14 protein-coding genes are annotated in these 17,378 nt (G+C 55.1%); 5 read left to right on the top strand and 9 right to left on the bottom strand.

What is annotated here, in order from left to right; genetic code table 11:
* Window positions 1–33 precede the first annotated feature (33 nt).
* Entirely contained in the window at window positions 34–1,500 is a 1,467-nt protein-coding gene (locus tag RB_RS15235) for a coiled-coil domain-containing protein (protein WP_007331359.1), read from the top strand.
* A gap of 110 nt (window positions 1,501–1,610) precedes the next feature.
* Here RB_RS15235 and folD read toward each other — a convergent pair whose 3' ends face one another.
* Window positions 1,611–2,513 (bottom strand): bifunctional methylenetetrahydrofolate dehydrogenase/methenyltetrahydrofolate cyclohydrolase FolD, encoded by a 903-nt coding sequence (gene folD, locus RB_RS15230; protein WP_164922068.1) that lies wholly within the window; start codon window positions 2,511–2,513, stop codon window positions 1,611–1,613.
* 130 nt (window positions 2,514–2,643) lie between these two features.
* Between folD and RB_RS15225 the strand changes: the two genes are divergently transcribed.
* Entirely contained in the window at window positions 2,644–4,425 is a 1,782-nt protein-coding gene (locus RB_RS15225; RefSeq protein ID WP_007327402.1) for an NADPH-dependent assimilatory sulfite reductase hemoprotein subunit, read from the top strand.
* Window positions 4,426–4,579: 154 nt separating this feature from the next.
* Here the strand turns inward: RB_RS15225 and RB_RS15220 are convergent, their stop codons facing one another.
* On the bottom strand, window positions 4,580–6,424 hold the full coding sequence (locus RB_RS15220) for a response regulator (RefSeq protein ID WP_007331356.1): 1,845 nt from the start codon (window positions 6,422–6,424) through the stop codon (window positions 4,580–4,582).
* A gap of 521 nt (window positions 6,425–6,945) precedes the next feature.
* Between RB_RS15220 and RB_RS15215 the strand changes: the two genes are divergently transcribed.
* Window positions 6,946–9,297 (top strand): hypothetical protein, encoded by a 2,352-nt coding sequence (locus RB_RS15215; RefSeq protein WP_164922885.1) that lies wholly within the window; start codon window positions 6,946–6,948, stop codon window positions 9,295–9,297.
* A gap of 249 nt (window positions 9,298–9,546) precedes the next feature.
* Here the strand turns inward: RB_RS15215 and RB_RS15205 are convergent, their stop codons facing one another.
* Both RB_RS15205 and RB_RS15200 read right to left on the bottom strand, forming a co-directional pair.
* A complete protein-coding gene (locus RB_RS15205) occupies window positions 9,547–10,692 on the bottom strand; it encodes a cysteine desulfurase family protein (protein ID WP_007331354.1) in 1,146 nt (381 codons plus the stop codon).
* A gap of 140 nt (window positions 10,693–10,832) precedes the next feature.
* Window positions 10,833–11,345 (bottom strand): SET domain-containing protein, encoded by a 513-nt coding sequence (locus tag RB_RS15200; protein WP_007327407.1) that lies wholly within the window; start codon window positions 11,343–11,345, stop codon window positions 10,833–10,835.
* A 252-nt stretch (window positions 11,346–11,597) separates the two neighbouring features.
* On the opposite strand from RB_RS15200, the gene RB_RS15195 reads away from it, so the two are divergent.
* Window positions 11,598–12,365: a hypothetical protein gene (locus tag RB_RS15195; protein WP_011121394.1), complete on the top strand. Its 768-nt coding sequence runs from the start codon at window positions 11,598–11,600 to the stop codon at window positions 12,363–12,365.
* Window positions 12,366–12,389: 24 nt separating this feature from the next.
* On the opposite strand, the gene RB_RS15190 is transcribed toward RB_RS15195, so the two are convergent.
* The 5 genes from RB_RS15190 to RB_RS15170 form a co-directional block, all read right to left on the bottom strand.
* Complete coding sequence (locus RB_RS15190; RefSeq protein ID WP_007327410.1) at window positions 12,390–14,027, bottom strand: flagellar M-ring protein FliF C-terminal domain-containing protein; 1,638 nt, start codon at window positions 14,025–14,027, stop codon at window positions 12,390–12,392.
* 10 nt (window positions 14,028–14,037) lie between these two features.
* Window positions 14,038–14,424, bottom strand: coding sequence for a flagellar hook-basal body complex protein FliE (gene fliE, locus RB_RS15185; protein WP_164922067.1), 387 nt, complete (start codon window positions 14,422–14,424; stop codon window positions 14,038–14,040).
* A 68-nt stretch (window positions 14,425–14,492) separates the two neighbouring features.
* Window positions 14,493–14,912, bottom strand: coding sequence for a flagellar basal body rod protein FlgC (flgC, locus tag RB_RS15180; protein WP_037198901.1), 420 nt, complete (start codon window positions 14,910–14,912; stop codon window positions 14,493–14,495).
* A 47-nt stretch (window positions 14,913–14,959) separates the two neighbouring features.
* Window positions 14,960–15,520, bottom strand: a complete 561-nt coding sequence (locus RB_RS15175; protein WP_164922066.1) for a flagellar basal body rod protein FlgB — start codon at window positions 15,518–15,520, stop codon at window positions 14,960–14,962.
* Window positions 15,521–15,522: 2 nt separating this feature from the next.
* Window positions 15,523–15,945 carry an ATP-binding protein gene (locus tag RB_RS15170; protein WP_007331350.1) on the bottom strand — a complete coding sequence of 141 codons (423 nt, stop codon included), beginning with the start codon at window positions 15,943–15,945 and terminating at the stop codon, window positions 15,523–15,525.
* 434 nt (window positions 15,946–16,379) lie between these two features.
* Between RB_RS15170 and RB_RS15165 the strand changes: the two genes are divergently transcribed.
* On the top strand, window positions 16,380–17,366 hold the full coding sequence (locus RB_RS15165; protein WP_231845673.1) for a S26 family signal peptidase: 987 nt from the start codon (window positions 16,380–16,382) through the stop codon (window positions 17,364–17,366).
* Window positions 17,367–17,378: the final 12 nt, after the last annotated feature.

Raw genomic sequence — 17,378 nt, 5'->3', positions numbered from 1 at the left:
GGTAGTTCTGCCGCTTCTCTATCTATCGCTCTGATGCAGTACGTACTTCTCCTCGTTCTGATTGTCGTCGTGATCGCCCAGGCCATTTTGGTCTGGAAAGCGGCACCACACTGGCGGTGGTATCAGATCACTCCGGTCGTCATCACAACGATTTTGGCCGTGATTTTCGTGTTTCCCGTTGCTGGAGCCCTGAAAAGTCGCTCTGAATGGCACAAAGTCAAAGAGGATCTGGAAACTCGGCTCGCATCCGTGGAAGCGGAGCAATTGGAACTTCGTTATGGCGATCCAAACGATCCGTTGTCCGGGGAAGGTGTCCTGCCGATGGCCCAGAAATTGGCCAAATTGGGCACAGAGGCCGGTCGACGTTGGAGAGGTCTGCGGCTGACAAACGCGAATTTCACTAATGGTGGGCAGATCGTTTTAACGAACCCCCAACCGGAGGAGCCAGTCGACGGTTTGCCTCAGGATCCAGTGGAAGAAGCCGATGCCAATGCGAATCCGTTGCCGTTGATCCCCGATGGTTTGGTTGTTTATGGGTTTGCCGAAGGGCAGCAACCGAACTTGGAAGTTCTCGTTCCGGTGTTTTACCTCGGTGAATTCCGAGTCACTGCGACATCACCGACTCAAGTCACGTTGCAACCGACTGCTCCCTTGTTGCCTCAGCAGCGACAGGCGATCGAGAGTCGCCAAGCGAGCAGTTGGTCAGTCTACGAACTGCTTCCTCTGGACGGTCACGAGCCATTCATTGCCGAAGGAAGCGTGGAAGACGACAACAATGTATTCGGCCGAATCGACGACGAGTTGGTCAATCGTTTGTTGAACAATCCAATGTCCGCCCAATCGCGGGCCGAATACCTTCGCGACGGAACTCGATCACTGCCCGATGACGAACCGCTGACCAAATGGGTCAAAATCGAATTCACTAAGAACCACGAGATTGTGGTCGATAGCCCCGATCAACGCGGTGCTCTCGACGGAGGTTTCTTCGATGGCAGCGGACGTGCCGTGGACAGTCGTCTGCAGCATGGTGACAGCGGCAAGGTCAAGTTCTCCAAAGACGACATCCTGATCGTTCAAGAGGAAGCCGCCGACTCCTTGATTGACGCGGATGTCGCTCGCCTGATCGACACCTATTACATCCGCCCGCTCAACGATTATCGCTTTGTTTTGCGACGCATTCGTTTGCGTTTGGCTGAGCTTCAGACGCGGACCAAGGAATTGACGTACGAAAACGAAGTGCTTCAGCGGGCAATCGATGCGACGGTGAATATGAAAGCAGCGGCTCAAGGTGAGAAGCTGAAATTGGAGCAAGATTTCGAGCAGACAGAAATCGAACGCAAAGCTTTGGAAGTTTACAACGCAAAGCTGGAAAGCGTTGTGAAAGAGACACGCCAAGAACTGGTCAAGCTTTATCGAAGCAATCAGCAACTTGAGAAAGAGTTGCAGATGTTTCACGAAGCGATTGCCAAACCCGGCGAATCGCTCACTTCCGTTCGCTAATTTGGCCGGTTTGGTGCTCTGCTCTAAACCAACCGTGGGCTTGAATTGCCCACTTGGTGTCTTCTGTCCAAGCTAACGCGTTGACTTGGACCGCAACCGAAGGCGGCAGCCTAATTGCTTGCCGCCTGCATCTTGGCGGCCATCAGTGTGTTGTGCAGCAACATTGCGATGGTCAGCGGTCCGACTCCGCCAGGAACGGGTGTGATCGCCGAAGCGACTGCCTCCGCTTCGTCAAACGCGACGTCCCCCACCAATTTGTCGCCAACACGATTGATCCCAACGTCGATGACGACGGCTCCGGGCTGGATCATCTCTGCCGTGATCATTTCGGGGCGTCCAACCGCCGCAATCAGAATGTCAGCTTGGCGGCAGATTTCGGCCAGATTGGATGTGCGACTGTGAGCGATCGTCACTGTCGCATTGGCGACGGCGGGGCCACAGGTGCTGTCCTTTTGTGCCAGCATCATTGCCATCGGTTTGCCGACGATGTCACTGCGACCAACCACGACGACGTGTTTCCCGCTGGTTTCAATACCCGTGCGATGCAGTAGCTGGACGATGCCATGCGGGGTGCAGGGCAAAAATCGCGGACGTCCCTGCATGAGCAGTCCGACGTTGACTGGCGAAAACGCATCGACATCTTTGATGGGATCAATCGCATCCAGGACAGCCCGTTCGTCAATTCCGGTGCCGCCGTTGGCTTTGGAAGGCAACGGCAATTGAACCAGAATGCCACTGACAGCCGGATCGGCGTTCAGTTCAGCCACTTTGGCCAGTAGTTCGGCTTGAGTGGTTGCGGCGGGCATCCGGTCCAGTCGGCTGGCAATTCCGGCTTTCGCACAAGCTCGTTCTTTGTTTCGTACGTAGACCTGGCTGGCAGGGTCTTCTCCGACCAGTACCGCCGCCAATTGGGGAGGGGGATTCCCGCCTGAAACAAACGTTTCGACGTCAGCAGCGACTTCGCTGCGAATTTCCGCGGCAATCTTCTTGCCATCCAGTCGCGTTGCGGGCATCCCGGGGCCTTGATTTGGCGTAAGTCGACGAAAGGTCGACGTGGTGAAAAATTGGAATTGTCGGTATAAAGAGCCGAACACGAACCTTCGGTCCTTTGACCGACGCAAATCACACAGGATTTTTGACTCGATGTCTACCGACGCTTCCGAAACGAATGCCGCACCGACCGACGCGCCCGCGAAGCCGATCAAGCTCAGCCCGGTCGAAAAGATCAAGCAAGAAAGCGGTTTCCTGAAGGGTTCGATTGATGTCGAGCTGGCAGATCCAGTTGATCATTTCGACAATGCCAACATTCAGCTGCTGAAATTCCACGGCACGTACCAACAGGACGACCGTGACAAACGAGCCGAACTGAAGAAGTCGGGTGGCGGCAAAGCTTACTCGATGATGATCCGTTGCCGGATCCCCGGCGGGCGTTTGAGCTCGGATCAATTGGTCGCACATTTGGACATGTGCGATGAACTGGGCGACTCGACGCTGAAAATCACCACGCGTCAAACCCTGCAATTGCACGGCATTTTGAAGGGCGATCTTCGTGAGACGATTCGCCGCATCAACGAGGTCGAGCTTTCGACGCTGGCTGCCTGTGGTGACGTGAACCGAAACATCATGTGCTGCCCCGCCAAACGAGTCGGTGGCATCCACGCTCAGCTCAACGAATTCACGGACGAGTTGACCGAGGCTCTCGCACCTCAAACACCTGCTTACCACGAACTTTGGCTGACTGACCCCGACACCGGCGAGAAGACGTTGGCCGGCGGTGGTGAACCTGAGGCATCAAGTGCCCCGGTCATCGATGAACCCTTGTACGGACCGACCTATTTGCCGCGGAAGTTCAAGGTTGGCATCGCGCTGCCGGATGACAACTGCATCGACATCTACACGCAGGACCTCGGGTTCTTGGCCGTGATTCGTGATGGGCAAATCATCGGTTACAACGTTTCGGTCGGCGGTGGCATGGGCCGCACTCCAAGTGCCAAGAAAACATTCCCCGCTCTCGCGAAACGCATGGCATTTGTGACGCCGGAGCAAGCGATCGATGTCGCCAAGGCGGTCATCATCGTCCAGCGTGACAACGGCAATCGAAGCGACCGCAAGGTGGCTCGTTTGAAGTACCTGATTGCGGATTGGGGCATCGAGAAATTCCGAGCCGAAGTCGAGAAGGTATTCGGCGGACCTCTCGCTGATTGCACCGAAGACGACGTGCACGAGTTCGACGACCACATGGGTTGGCAGGAACAGGGCGATGGCAAATTGTCCTACGGCCTGAACATCGAAAACGGACGTTTGTACGACAATGAGCAGGTTCAGGTGAAAGCAGCGATTCGAGCCGTTTGTGCTCGTTTCAATCGCGAAATTCGTTTGACTAGCCATCAAAGCATGATCTTCTGCGACATCGATCCTTCTGAGAAAGAAGAGCTGATCGAAATCTTGAAGTCACATGGTCTTCGAACCACAGAAGAAACCAGCACGGTTCGTCGTTGGTCGATCGCGTGTGTTGCTTTGCCGACTTGTGGTTTGGCGATCACCGAATCCGAACGTCGTTTGCCAAGCATCATCGATTCGATCGAAGAGCCTTTGGCCAAGTTGGGACTTAGCAATGAACGATTCACGATTCGTATGACAGGCTGCCCCAACGGCTGTGCTCGTCCTTACAACGCGGATTTGGCTTTGGTCGGTCGTGCGGTCGGGAAGTACACGCTGTTCGCCGGTGGAGGATGGTTGGGCAACCGTTTGGCCTACATCTACAAGGATCAAGTCAAAGACGAAGACGTGACCGCAGAGCTGACGGGAATCTTCGCCGCGTTCAAAGCCAACCGAGAAGAAGGCGAATCGCTTGGTACGTTCTGCGATCGCGTGGGGGCAGAGAAGTTGGCTGAGTTGGCCGAAGCCGCTCCACTTCCTGCCTGATCCGGTGACGGGCGGGCTTTGAAAAAGACCGCTCAACCAAAAACTCTTGAAACGACAAACGGCTTGGTGAATTCACCAAGCCGTTTGTTTTTGAGTGATGGGGGCGGTCGTGATCACATTGCGATGTCAGTGACCGCGAATCGCATCGATTGACTCAGCAGATGGAATTCTTTGTTCCGCCGGATGCGGTCCGTGCAGCATCGGGATCCTCATCGCTGGGAGCATTGTCGTCGGGCGATGAGCCCGGAGGGTTCTGCACGTTTGGGTTGGCCTCGATCACCGTTTTCAAGACGTCGATCAGTTGATCCAGCCGGAAAGGTTTGAAAAGCACCGCTTTGGGATGCAGACCATTTTGCTTGGCTTTGACGATGGAGTGACCTGGGTCATATCCAAACCCGGTCATCAAAATCATTGGCACATGAGCCATGACCTTTTCCAAACGCAGCATCAATTGGTACCCGCTGTAATCGGGCAGTTTGATGTCGCTGATGATCGCATCGTAGCTGTCGTCGCCCGCACTCCGGCGAACCATCAAAACCGCCTCGTCGCCTTCATGAGCGGTTTCAACGACACATCCGTAGCGTTCAAGCAATTGGTGGGCGTCTTCGCGAACTTGTTCGTCGTGATCGACCACCAAAATTCGACGGCCACGAAGAATGGCGTTTTGATCCAGTTTTTCGTCCGCGGGAACGGCTTCCAGAGGAGTCATCTTTTGACCGATCTGCTGGATCGTCCGTTTGATGTCCCGAGAGTTTTGCAGGATTCGGCGAAGGCGATCCATCACTTCGGGGCTGTGTCCGATGTAACCTTCCATCACGTGAACAGCGTCGTTCAAAATTGCATCGACTGGCAAGGCAACCGCACTGTGAATCGCGTCACAGCTTTGCTGAGCGGTGTTGGCCTTTTGCGCGACCAGCAGTTCCAGCGTATTGAGTGCGAAGGCGATGTCACGGGCGAAGATCTCCAGGAACTGCAGATCACTATCGCTGAATGCCGCAACGTCCGGGCTTTCGACGTTGATCGTGCCAAGCACCTGATCGTGAAGGACCAAAGGCACCGTCAGGGAACTGCGAGCGTCCGCGACGCCTGGGATGAACAACGGATCGTTCTGAACGTCGTGACAAACGTAGCTGACGCCGCTGGCGGCAACGTAGCCGGTGATGCCGTTCTCGCGAGGATGAGCGGATAGTCGGCGGTCTGAGGCTTCTTCGTCGATGCCGACGCTGAGCAAGGGAATGAGATCGCCGGTGGTTTGTTCCAGCACGCGAATCTCGATGACTTCGAAATTGAGCAGGTCACTGAGGTAGTGCTGGATGTTGTCCTTCAAGAGATCGATTCGGTCATCGACCTCCATCATGAAAATTTCATTTGGACGCAGATCCGCCAATTCGCGACCGGCCTGGTGGATTGCCGCCAATTTTTGTTGCTGAAGGATCTCGTCGGTGATCTCGCCGACCGTGACGATCAGGTTTCGCGGTGACTCGGCCGAGCGGACCGGCGCGGCGTGAACTTGGAAATATTGGTTGTCCATGCTGTGAAGCGTGGAGCTGCTTTCGTCTCCGGTCGCCAGCGCGGTATGGAACGGACAGAAATCCGGTCCCATGATCTCGGGATTGTGCAGCAACTCGTAGAACGTCATTCCAAGTGGCGTTCCCGAGGGGCGGCCCGCCCACTGCAGCAGACGATGGTTCGCCCAGATCACGCGAAGATCCGCATCGAGCAACGCGACACCTTCGGGCATATCACGGAGCATCAGTCCGCTTTGCATCATTCCGCGAATTTCTGAGGTTTGCGGAAGACTGCTGCGGCTCATCCAAATGCCGGCCACGTCTTCTTCTTCGAGCAATGGGAACGCGTCCACAATTGACTCGCAAAACACCCATTCGATGTCGGGTGATTGTGTTCCCTCAGCCGAGCTGTCGCCTTGCAGCAACGCTTCTGGCAGCGAGGATCGATCCGGAGGCGAATTTGGGGCGCCGACACAGATGACCTTTGGCATGGATCTTACCTCCCCCCCGTTTCAATCTTGACCGTTGGCTGGGTCGTGCAAACAGTGTTTCAGTAACGTCGTCTTTCACGCCCGGTTTGGGAACCACATCCCGGAAATTTTTGCAGAATTCCTTTGGGTTTCATTCCCGCCTCTCATTCTACGCATGAATCAATCGTCCAGGTTGAATGCGATTTATACGCGTGTCGGTGCTGTTCGACCTTGGAGCTTCGCAGAAAAAGAGTTTTGTGAAATTTTGCGAAGCGGTGCGCGTTTGATGTCAGTTTCACGCTTACTCTCACTGCATCGATCCTGGGAGAATAGGTTTTCTGGGACGACTGAACAAAAACTAAGCTTTATCGGGCTGATTGATTCGCCTCATTGTTGACACTGCCAACCTTGTACCTACATTTTGGGGAACGGGCGTTGTCCGCCCAGAGTACGCAGCCGTTAAAGCTTACCCGTGTTTCTTCTGTTGCCTCACTGGCTGTGAGCGTTTTGGAGGTTTTTTGATGAGATCGAACGTATTACGGATGTTTCTTGGACTGACAGCGGCGATGTTGTTCGCTGTCAATGTCTACGCAGGATGCGGAGATTGTGGTGGATGCGCTAGCGGCGACGGTTGTGTCTCCGATGGTGGTGGTGCCACGGTCATGGGCGGCGGCGTTGCCGGCGCGAGTTATGGGGGTGCATGTGGCCCAACCGTTTCCTATCAAACGCAAACGGTAATGCGTTCTCAGTACGTCACTGAGACTCAAATGGTGCCCACCACCACTTACCAACGCCAAACGCAAACTCGCATGCGTAGCGTAACCAAGCAAGTTGCTCGTGTTGAAACACGCGAACAAGAGTACACGGTCAACGTGCCGCAAACTCAAACTCGTACTGAAACCTACGACGTTCAAGTCGCGGTTCCTTACACCGAAGAAGAAACCTACTCGGTTCAAGTTCCTGTCACGACAGAAGTCGAACAGTCTTACCAAGTGTCGGTTCCTTACACCGAAAACGTGGAACAGTCGTACCAAGTTTGCGTCCCTTACACCGAGCAGCTTGAGCAAAGCTACACGGTTCAGGTCCCTTACACCGAGACCAAGACGCAAACCTACACCGTCAACGTTCCTTACACCGAGCAACAAGAGCAAACCTACACGGTTCAAGTTCCTGTTCAGCAAACACGTGAAGAAACCTACCAAGTGTCGGTTCCTTACACCGAGGACGTCGAGCAAAGCTACACAGTTCAAGTTCCTGTCACGAGCACGCAAACTCAGACTTACCAAGTTTGCGTTCCTTACACCGAAACTTTGACTCAAACTTACTCGGTTCAAGTTCCTTACACCGAGACTCAAACGCAGACCTACACGGTCAACGTTCCTTACACCGAAACCGTTGAGCAGCCTTACACGGTAAGCGTTCCTGTGACTGAGCAAGTCGCTCAGACTTACACGGTCAACGTTCCTTACACCGAAAACGTCGAACAAACCTACACCGTTCGCGTTCCTGTTCAAGAAACCAAAACTGCTTATCGTACCGTTACCAAGTGCGTCCCCGTGACCACCATGCGTACCGTCACGAAAGACATGGGCAGCTACCAGTGCCAAGCAGTCGTTTCCGGCGGTGCAGCTTCCTACGGTAGCGGCGCAGGCGTTTACGCAGCTGGTTCAGGTTGTGGTTCGTCGGCTTGTGGTGGCGGATGTGCAAGCAGCTGCGGCTCTTGCTCGGCTTGCACCGCCAGCTGTGGCGATGGATGTGGTTCGTCGGCTTGTGGCGGCGGATGCGGTGGAGTTGTCGGCGGCGGTGCAGCTTCGGCTGGATCGGCATGCGGACCAACTGTCTCGTATCGTCAAGTTTACGTTCCTAACTTGGTGACGGAAGAAGTTCCAACCACCTCGTACCAAAGTCAAACGCAACAGGTTCCTTACACCTACACGACGACTTCGTACACCACGCAAACGCAAACTCGTACCGTTCCTGTTACCAAGGTTCGCACCGAGACTCGTCAGCGTATGGTCAACGTGACCAAGTACCAAACCGAAACGCGTACTCGTACCGTTCAGGTTCAAAAGTGCCGTCAAGAACAACGTACTCGTGACTACACCGTCACCAAGTACCGCACCGAAACGAAAACTCGCGAAGTGCCTGTTCAAAAGACTCGTATGGAAACTCGCACCCGCGAAATTCCTGTGACGACGATGAAGACCGAAACTCGTACTCGTACGGTTCCTGTCACCAAGACTCGTCTCGAAACCCGTACTCGTACGGTTCCTTACACCACGATGACGACCGAAGAACGCACTCGTACGATCACTGTTCAAAAGTGCCGTCAAGAAGAGCGTACTCGTGAGTACAACGTGACGAACTATCGCACTGAAACTCGCACCAAGTCGATTCCAGTGACGAAGACTCGTTTGGAAACTCGGACTCGTTCGATTCCTGTGACCAAGACTCGCATGGAAACTCGCACTCGCATGGTTCCTCAAACGACCATGACGACCGAAGAACGTACCCGTACGGTCAACAAGACCCGCATGGAAACGCAACAACGCACTCGCGAAGTTGCTTACACCGTGAACACTCCTGAAACTCGTACTCGTACTTACAACGTGACTGTCTATGACACTGTCACCGAAGAAGTGCCAGAAACCTACAGCGTTTGCGTTCCTGTGCAAACAATGAAGGCCGTTCAAGTTCAGGTCTGCAAGCAAGTCCCAACCACTGTTCAGGTTCCTGTCTACAGCTCGTCGGCTGCAGGCGTTTCGACCGGTGCTGGTTGCACGGACTGCGGTTCGGCTGCTCCTGTCAGCTACGAAGCTGCACCTGTCATGCAAGCTGCTCCTGCGGCACCTGTCATGCAAACCGGTGCTGGTTGCACCAACTGTGGTCAGTAATTGCTAACCATTGTTCGCCGGATGGTGGTTCATCATCCGGTGAATTTTGAAATCACAAACGGCTCGCATTCATTTCGAATGCGGGCCGTTTTTTTGTGTTGAATCGACAATCTGCGACGGACTTCCTCGTCCGGCGGTGGGCAACGTTGATGGCCAGATGATGTCGTGGCAACGTTTGCATTGGGCGACGATCCATCGCGCGTGGTTCAATCGATCACGACTCGATGTAATCCCTGCGAGGCGGAATGACTACGGCGACGGGTAGTCAGCGGCTTCCGCCAGCAGATTCACGGCGCGGTCAATCTGTTCGCGGCTGGTCGTCCACCCAACCGAAACGCGAATTGCGCGGCCAATCTCTTTCTCACTGCGGCCGATCGCTCGAAGCACTCGAGTCATTTCATCGGGTGGTGATTCAGATTGGGCCAAACCGACGACCAGATGGCGAGCTGCCTTTTGGATGCGTTTTGCTTCCGCGGGCATTTGTACAGTGACCGTGTTGGGCAAACCGTCGACATGTTCGGCGTGGATAAGGACCTGTTCGCCGAGATTGCTTCGTAAGCCGTCGATCAATCGCTGGCGAAGTTCCGCTAGTGTCTCGTAGGCTTCGTCGACACATCGTCCCGCCATGGAAGCGGCGGAGCCAAACCCCACGATGCCGGGCACGTTTTCGCTGCCCGCTCTCAGGCCCATCTCACGGCTCTCACCGAACAAGATGGGTTTAAGTTCCAGACCTCGCCGAACAAAGAGAGCTCCGTTGCCTTTGGGGCCGTACATCTTGTGGGCGCTCAATGCCAATGAGTCAACGCGAAGCTGCGTGACGTCGACGGGGATTTTCCCGACCGATGTGGTCGCGTCGCAATGAAGGCGAATGCCTCGATTGTGGCATCGATCCGCTAATTCGCGGACGGGTTGAAGGGTGCCCAGGACATGGTTGGCCAATTGCAGGCAGACCATTTGCGTCGATTCGCGAAAGCGTTTTTCAAACTCATCTGCGCTGACCAATCCATCGGCATCGCACGGGACGAGTTCGACATCCCACCCGAGACGACCGAGTTGCAAACCGGCCTGCATGACCGCATCGTGTTCGACGTTGCTGATCAACACATGAGGAGGACCGTCTAGCGGATCCATGGTGTTGTCGAACTCCGCCGCTCCGAGGATACCGAGGTTGTTGGCCTCCGTTCCCCCGCTGGTGAAAACCAGTTCGAAGGGCTCACATCCGATGAGAAAAGCGACCGATTCGCGGGCTCCTTCGATTGCTTCGCTGACCGCCGATGCGTGAACATGGGATTGTGTCGGTAGCATGAAGTGCGTCGACCAATATGGCTGCATTGCCTCGATCACCGAAGGAGCCATCGGTGTTGTGCGATTGAAATCGAGGTAAATCAGCGACACGGCAGGCGAGACTATGGTGGCAAAGCAAGGGAAGCGGGTTCCCCAGATTAACCCCTTTGCCCTGTGAATCTAGCCGCCAACGCAGCGATTCTCACCGTGGGGCGGAAACGCTGCGGGCGGTTGTTCCACCATGGCTCAGCTCAACGAGGCTTTTTCTTGCGTCCTTTGGCCAAACGCTTCATCTTCTTGACCTCGTCTTCGGAGACAACCCATCCGCGACAGTTGCGAGCACCGCACTGGCATTTGGGATTCCAGTCGAAAGCTTCCCACGCATAGTCAAACGAGATCTCGGTCTCGGCTTCGATGTTGCAGATCGCAACAACACCGAGTGAAAACTCGGTCAGTTGGACCAGTTCGCAGTTGGGGCTGCACGAATGGTTCATGAAAGCGCCCGGCGTACTGGGTTCGAGGTACCAGTCTTCGTCCAGGTCCATGACGTATTCACTACCTTCGTAGTGTTTTTTGTTAATCAATTGACCGGTGACTTCAAACACCAGTTCACCAGGTTGGAACTGCCGGGCAGCGTACACGCCAAAGCCACATCGCCCTGTGCTTTTGACTTCGATGTCGTCGTCGTAATACGAACGGTAGGAATAGTCCTTGTCCACAACAGCTTGGAGCTTTTTGCGACGTTGTTTATCCAGTGCGGTCATTCGGTTTTATGAAGAAAGATGAGGTGGAGACCATGGACGGATTTTACCAAGCTTTGCGAAACCGAAGCGGACCGTCAACGAGCAAACGAGCGAAATTTCGTGCCCGATCTTGGGAGTGCCGATCCTAATCGGTTTGAAACGAATGTGAGGGCTGCGCGTGATTGAAAAAAACGTTCGATGCATGCCGGGGGGAAGCGTCGATCAAACCGAAGCCATCCAATTTGATTGGTTTCCAATTCCAAGGGATCTTCCATGTCACGTTCGCTCTTCACTTTCTTTTGTGTGATGACCTTTTCTTTGGTCACCACCAATGTTCACGCGGACTTGGATTCGTTGCTGGGGAGTTGGACTGAGGCTGCTTCGGCGGAACACGCTGCAGAAGAATCGTTGGTGCTTAACCATGCGTCGGATCAACCTGCTCAGGTCCAACACATGCCCGCACCTGTAACGGGGTTCCCTCACCAACCCGTCGCGACGGTGAATCCATACGTGGTGACTCCAGGAACGATCGATTGCGGCGGTTGTGATTCGGCTGGCCCTTGCCAGAAACCAAACTGCAAAACTTGCGGTCCAAAGTTCAACTGGGCCAAACGACTTGGTAGCGGATGCAGCACTTGTGGTGAGTTGGTGGATCCATCTTGCCAAGCGTGCAAGACGAGCGGCTTGAAAGGCAAACTCAAAGGTTTGGGATCGAAGGGCTGCAACACTTGCGGCGAGATCGTCGAAGGTTGCCAAGCCGGTTGCAATCTTGGGTTGAGCGAGTGCCGTCCCCACCGTGCACCGGCGTTGCCACCGCCAAGCTCGATGCTGGAATACTTCCGTAGCCGACCTTCCTACTCTGGGATTTGGGCTGGCTACGCGGAAGAAACTCGCAATCGTTGCCGCAACAAGAGCCCTCACGTTTTGGGAACTTGTGATTGCTTGGGATGTCAAACCGGTGGTTGCCAGTCGGGCAACTGTGGGGCCGCTGCTCCAACGACGGGCGGATGCCAATCAGGCTGTGCTTCGTGCGGACACTGATTTGACTTTGAAGCCGGGCAGAGTCTAGGCGGCTTCGCCAACCCAGCTGCGAATCACGTTGGCGGCAACTTCCGGGTTGTCTTCGACCAAGGCAACCAGTTCATCCTGCAGTGAACCGCCGGTGATCTCCATCGCCTCGACCTTCTCGGTTTGCTCTTCCACGGCAATTGGCGGTGCCGGAAGTTCCAATCCAAACCCTTCTTTGAAGTCGGTTGGGTCGGCGTTGCCGCTCAGCGATTTGACGCTGCTCCGAGCGATCAAGAGCGCCGCGGCGGCCAAGCCGAGCATCGCCAAGGTCTGCCATGAGTCGGACAACCACGACAGCGCGATTGCGGCGGTCGCGGGTGAATCCATTTCGGGCTCGGGCAAATCGATGTAGTCCCAAACTTGAACCAATGGGAATCGGTCTTCGCCAGCGGCCACGTCGGGTAGAAGAGCGGTAACGGCTTGTTGGATTTCGGTTTCGGTTTGTTCCTTGAGAGTGACCAAATCGGTCGTCTCCATCTGTTTGATGTCATCCACGGTTTGGTCGGGATTCGTCTCAAGCTGCTGTTTGGTCCAAACCTTCTTGTAGTAGCTTCGTGGCAGTCCGATCGAAACTTTCACGCGTTTGACAGGCAGCCCGGCCATTCGAGTCGTGGAATATTCTTGACCGGCGACACGATTGCTGGTTCGTTCGTCTTCTTTTGTCTTGGATGTTTGGGCGGTCGCATCCAGTTTGACCGGACGGTTGCTGCTGAGTGCGTTCGTTTGTGCACCGGGAACTCCGCCGGGCATCGGGCGTGACGATTCGGTTTCGCGTTTGCGAGAAGTTTCGTTCAGCGTGGTTGGTTGGTCTTCGTAACTGAGGCTGGCTGTTTCTGTGCTCATCGTCGGGTCGATTTCGACGTGAGTTGCCACGTGAATCTTTCCGTAACCCATCAAGTGATTGCGGATCTTCATCTCGAACCGCTCTTCTTCTTCGCGACGTTTTCGAGACAGTGGGTCGTCGTCTTCTGCCAAACCGAATGCTGATGAGCCATTGGTGTCTGTCACAACGACATCATCCGTCGACATGCCCGCGAAGGCGGCACGGACCAAGTCTTTGATCTGGAAGATGCGATCGCGCGACAAAGGGGCGATGCCCTCGGGTTCGACGGTGACGCTGGCCGATTGCGGGCGGGTGCGTGAAAGACCCATGCGTTCGCCTTGGTCGTATTCCACTCTCGCGGTACGCACTTCGTCGAACATCATGATGCTGCGAGCGATGTCAAGCAGTTTGGCATTTCGCTCGCGAGCCATGCGTTGTTCGTTCGATTCAAACGGACTGGACTTTTCGATTGCGGCTTGAACGCTGGTGCGCAAAGACAAAGGCAGCGAAGCAGAGCTTTCCAACGCCTTCAAAAACTCGCTTCGTGATTCGATCGGAATCTTGATACGGCGGCCTTCACGAGTCCAACCTCGAAGGTCCGCGTTTCCGAATGCAACTTCGGCCGCATCCAAGTCTCGCTCGCTAAAGCTGCGACCGCCCAGCAAGTACTCTGACGATGGTGTCGAGTTGCCACGCACCAAGAAACCCATTGCCACGATGATGGCGGTCAGCAACAACCCCGCGATAATTCGCGAAGGAACGGGCATCGTGGAATAGATGCTTCGAAATTGATCGAGAGCGGTTTGAAGCATAGAAGTTTAGCTAGATCTGAACTTGTTGAATTTCTCTGTAGGCATCCATCAGCTTGTTGCGGATTTGCATCAGCATCCGGAATGCCAAGTCCGCTTTTTGAACCGAGGTGAGGACTTCGGCTTCATTGACATCGCCGCCGGTCAACATGGAATGAACCATGGAGTCGGCTTGGTTCTGCATCGAGTTAACGCCCTTGACCTGGTTCATCAACAGATTGCCCATCTCGCCGAACGAAGAATCGGTCGAATTGGACTGAGTTGATTGTGGGTCGAGTAGCGAAAACGCTTGGTTGGTTCCTCGTTGGTCAATGCCTGCCGTCTTGGTCGCCTGTGACGACGCACCGCCCTGCAACGCACTGAACGTTGGCGGCGGACGGAAGGAAGCAACGGGACGCATGGAATTGGTGGGCGATGCAAAGAGGAGAGGCAAACGTTTCGCGAGCGATTCGTCTTAAACAGAAGCTATCAGGCCAAAATGGCGAGTCGTTGTCGACTCATTCCCTTGCTGATTTCGATTACGCCGACATTGGCCTCGTAAGCACGCGTGCTTTCCAATGCGTCGACCATCTGAGTTGTCAGGTCAATGTTGGGGTAAGCGACATAGCCTTCCCACTTGCCTTCGTTGATGGCCAACGGGTGATCGGGTTGATAGCGATACAGCGGTTCGGATTCGTCCAGCATGACTTCTGACACCTTCACGCCGGCGGCTTCACCGGGGCTGGCGGTTTCGTCGGTTTGAAAGACAACCTGTCTCGCTTGGTAAGGACTCGGGTTTCCGTTCTCGTCGACAAGCGAGGAGATGTTCGCGATGTTGCCTGAAATTGCATTGAGTCGCGTGCGTTGAGCGACCAAAGCGGAGGTGCTGATATCGAGTGCACTGATCATGGCGATCTCCAAGCAAAGAGGAAGTTGAATCGAAAACGGAAGGCGTATCAGGCACGTTCGGTGATCGCGGCACGCAGCAGTTCAAACTGACTGCGGAGCGTGGTCACGGCGAGGTCGTGCAGGTGTTGGTTCTTGGCAATTTCGGTGACTTGTTGTTCCAGCGAAACGTCGCTGTTGTCGTGGTAGACGACTTGTTCCATTGCGGCTCGTGGTCCACTGAACTGATCATCACGCGTGATCGATTCGGCGGTTCGCGAAGGGCTGAGAGCCGACAATTGTTCCGCGCTCATTTGGTCGCTGGACGGATTGGGCATCCCGACGGTGCCACCTCGGATAGCGGTGCCAAATGGATCGTGAACCCAAGACGGGATGTGTCCTTGGCTCAGATCAGGTTGAGCGATTTCGGGTGCAGGTGATGGCCCCTTACCTCGGTCTCGAATCGACTCTGCCAACGCGGTTTGAAACTGCCCTTGGTCCAGATCGCGACTTCGGTAATCGGGCGTGCTCAGGTTGGCAATGTTGCCAGCCAACAGCTCGTGGCGTCGTTCTGTGAACGCCAGCGTCTGTTCAAGTGCACCGATGGTTGTCGAAGCGACTGGGTTGAACATTTTCAAGCAGCCCGGCGTTTGGCGGCTTGATAGTGTGGGAATTTGACGGTCACCGCGCTGCCGCCTTGGGGGCAGTCTTGCCAGTTCAATTCGGCCGATAGTGCGGCCGCGATCATTGGCAGCTTGCAAGCCCGTTGCTCCACTTCAGCGCCGGTATCTGCAATCTCGATTTCGATGCCGTTGTTGGTTTGGCATCCCGTGATCGTCAGTTCGCCGCCTTCGGGCATTTCGATCAGTGCTTGCCGGATCAGGCTTTCCATCAATTGGCAGAATGACGCTTGGTCGACGGGCAGTCGGAGTGCGTCGTCCATGTCCACTTCCAGGCAAACGGGTGCCGGGTGAGCGATCAACATGGGCGATGCGAGCGTTTCCACCAAAATTGCTAAAGGTGGATCGTTGTCCTGGCCGATGAAATGATGTGACATGATAGGTTTCCGATGACGTTCATTTTTGGACGCGTCCGTGCGTTCCCGTTTGCTGTTAGCCTTCGGGAGACGTTCATCGCAAGGTCAATCTTTTCCGGTGCTCGGTTTTCATGTCCATTTTGTTTCAGCCCGAAGTTTCGGCTGCCATCCCTTCGCGAATTTCTCGCCGTCGGTGGCTGGCGGGGGCTGGATGGATCACCATCGGTGTCGCGGGGTGTGAAACCCGGCATGAAACAATCGCCGAGTATCAGGTGGCTGGCCCATCGATGGCGCCAACGTTGTGGGGGCCGTCGGTTCAATTTTCATGCACCGCATGCCAAGTTCGCATTCGAGTGGATGTCGACCGTTGGCAGTCCATCCAATTGCAATCGGCGAATGCGCGCCAGGCCACTCGTTCAGCACCAAGATGCTGGCATTGTGGAACGTTGATAGATGTGAACTCAACCAGCTCGCTTATTCGAATCAAGCCGGACGTCGTGACCGTCGTTGCAACGCCAGTTCGCCAGATTCAAGCCCGGCTAGACAAAGGTGAGAAGCCGTTGGTTGTGGTGAAGCGTGAGGGCAGCATTCACATCAAAAGGCTGCTTGCCGGTCCGGGGCAAATCGTCACCGCCGATGACGATGGCCGGGTGCTCGTCGATGGAAATGCGGTTGCGGTTCCCGATTCGCCTCAATTGCCAATCGATTTGGATGACAGGCGGGTGGGAGAACTCGCGAGTCGATGGCGCTGCGTCAGCAACGCCTGGCAGCGTGATCAGCGCGGAGTTTGGTCTAGCTTTGAAGGCGGTGCGGGGTCAGGAAGTTCTGTCGCTTGGCTGGTCTACGAACATCGCAACATCTATCGAAGCAACGTTGTCAGCCGAGTGCTGGATGATTGCCCTGCAAACCTAGGGTTGGATCGACGCCTGAATTCCGTCGATGAGATTGGTCTCACCTTTGTCATACGCCCTCGGACCGGCAAGGACGCAGACGCTTTGGACACGCAGGTCGATCACCTTGTTCGTGCAATGGTTTGGACAGATCGCGGATTGCGGGTTGTTTCGAAATCGGTTCCTGGCCAGTCCGATGCAGGCGGTGTCACCATCGAGTTCACCCCACAAGCGTTTCGTGAAGGCGAGATCGTCACGGAGACGGATGAAATAGGCGGAGAGCTTCCGACTTTGTCGCCGACATCACCCGTTGCGATTGGGATGGATCCGCGAGCGGTGCTTGATGCACGAAGCCTAAAACTTTGGCGCCTGGTTTCTTGGCGTGCGCCAGCTCTATCACGTTGGGAATTGCGGTCCAACGAGTGGTTTGTGGCAGGGGACAACGTTCCGGTGTCGGTGGACAGCAGAACATGGGGCCCCGTGCAAACCAATCAAATCATCGGAGTTTGCCAACGGAGCGATCGAAATCGAGTGGCACCAATCCACGATTGAACATCGTTCGAG

This window comes from Rhodopirellula baltica SH 1 (genome assembly GCF_000196115.1).
Lineage (GTDB): Bacteria > Planctomycetota > Planctomycetia > Pirellulales > Pirellulaceae > Rhodopirellula > Rhodopirellula baltica.
The sequence above is the reverse complement of the archived record's forward strand: the minus strand, read 5'-3'. Positions and strand labels throughout refer to the sequence as shown.

What these genes read in the sequence shown, in the direction of transcription:
- RB_RS15235 (WP_007331359.1), top strand. Translation starts at nt 34, where the DNA reads ATGCAGTACGTACTTCTCCTCGTTCTGATTGTCGTCGTGATCGCCCAG.
- folD (WP_164922068.1), bottom strand. Translation starts at nt 2,513, where the DNA reads ATGCCCGCAACGCGACTGGATGGCAAGAAGATTGCCGCGGAAATTCGC.
- RB_RS15225 (WP_007327402.1), top strand. Translation starts at nt 2,644, where the DNA reads ATGTCTACCGACGCTTCCGAAACGAATGCCGCACCGACCGACGCGCCC.
- RB_RS15220 (WP_007331356.1), bottom strand. Translation starts at nt 6,424, where the DNA reads ATGCCAAAGGTCATCTGTGTCGGCGCCCCAAATTCGCCTCCGGATCGA.
- RB_RS15215 (WP_164922885.1), top strand. Translation starts at nt 6,946, where the DNA reads ATGTTTCTTGGACTGACAGCGGCGATGTTGTTCGCTGTCAATGTCTAC.
- RB_RS15200 (WP_007327407.1), bottom strand. Translation starts at nt 11,345, where the DNA reads ATGACCGCACTGGATAAACAACGTCGCAAAAAGCTCCAAGCTGTTGTG.
- RB_RS15195 (WP_011121394.1), top strand. Translation starts at nt 11,598, where the DNA reads ATGTCACGTTCGCTCTTCACTTTCTTTTGTGTGATGACCTTTTCTTTG.
- RB_RS15190 (WP_007327410.1), bottom strand. Translation starts at nt 14,027, where the DNA reads ATGCTTCAAACCGCTCTCGATCAATTTCGAAGCATCTATTCCACGATG.
- fliE (WP_164922067.1), bottom strand. Translation starts at nt 14,424, where the DNA reads ATGCGTCCCGTTGCTTCCTTCCGTCCGCCGCCAACGTTCAGTGCGTTG.
- flgC (WP_037198901.1), bottom strand. Translation starts at nt 14,912, where the DNA reads ATGATCAGTGCACTCGATATCAGCACCTCCGCTTTGGTCGCTCAACGC.
- RB_RS15175 (WP_164922066.1), bottom strand. Translation starts at nt 15,520, where the DNA reads ATGTTCAACCCAGTCGCTTCGACAACCATCGGTGCACTTGAACAGACG.
- RB_RS15170 (WP_007331350.1), bottom strand. Translation starts at nt 15,945, where the DNA reads ATGTCACATCATTTCATCGGCCAGGACAACGATCCACCTTTAGCAATT.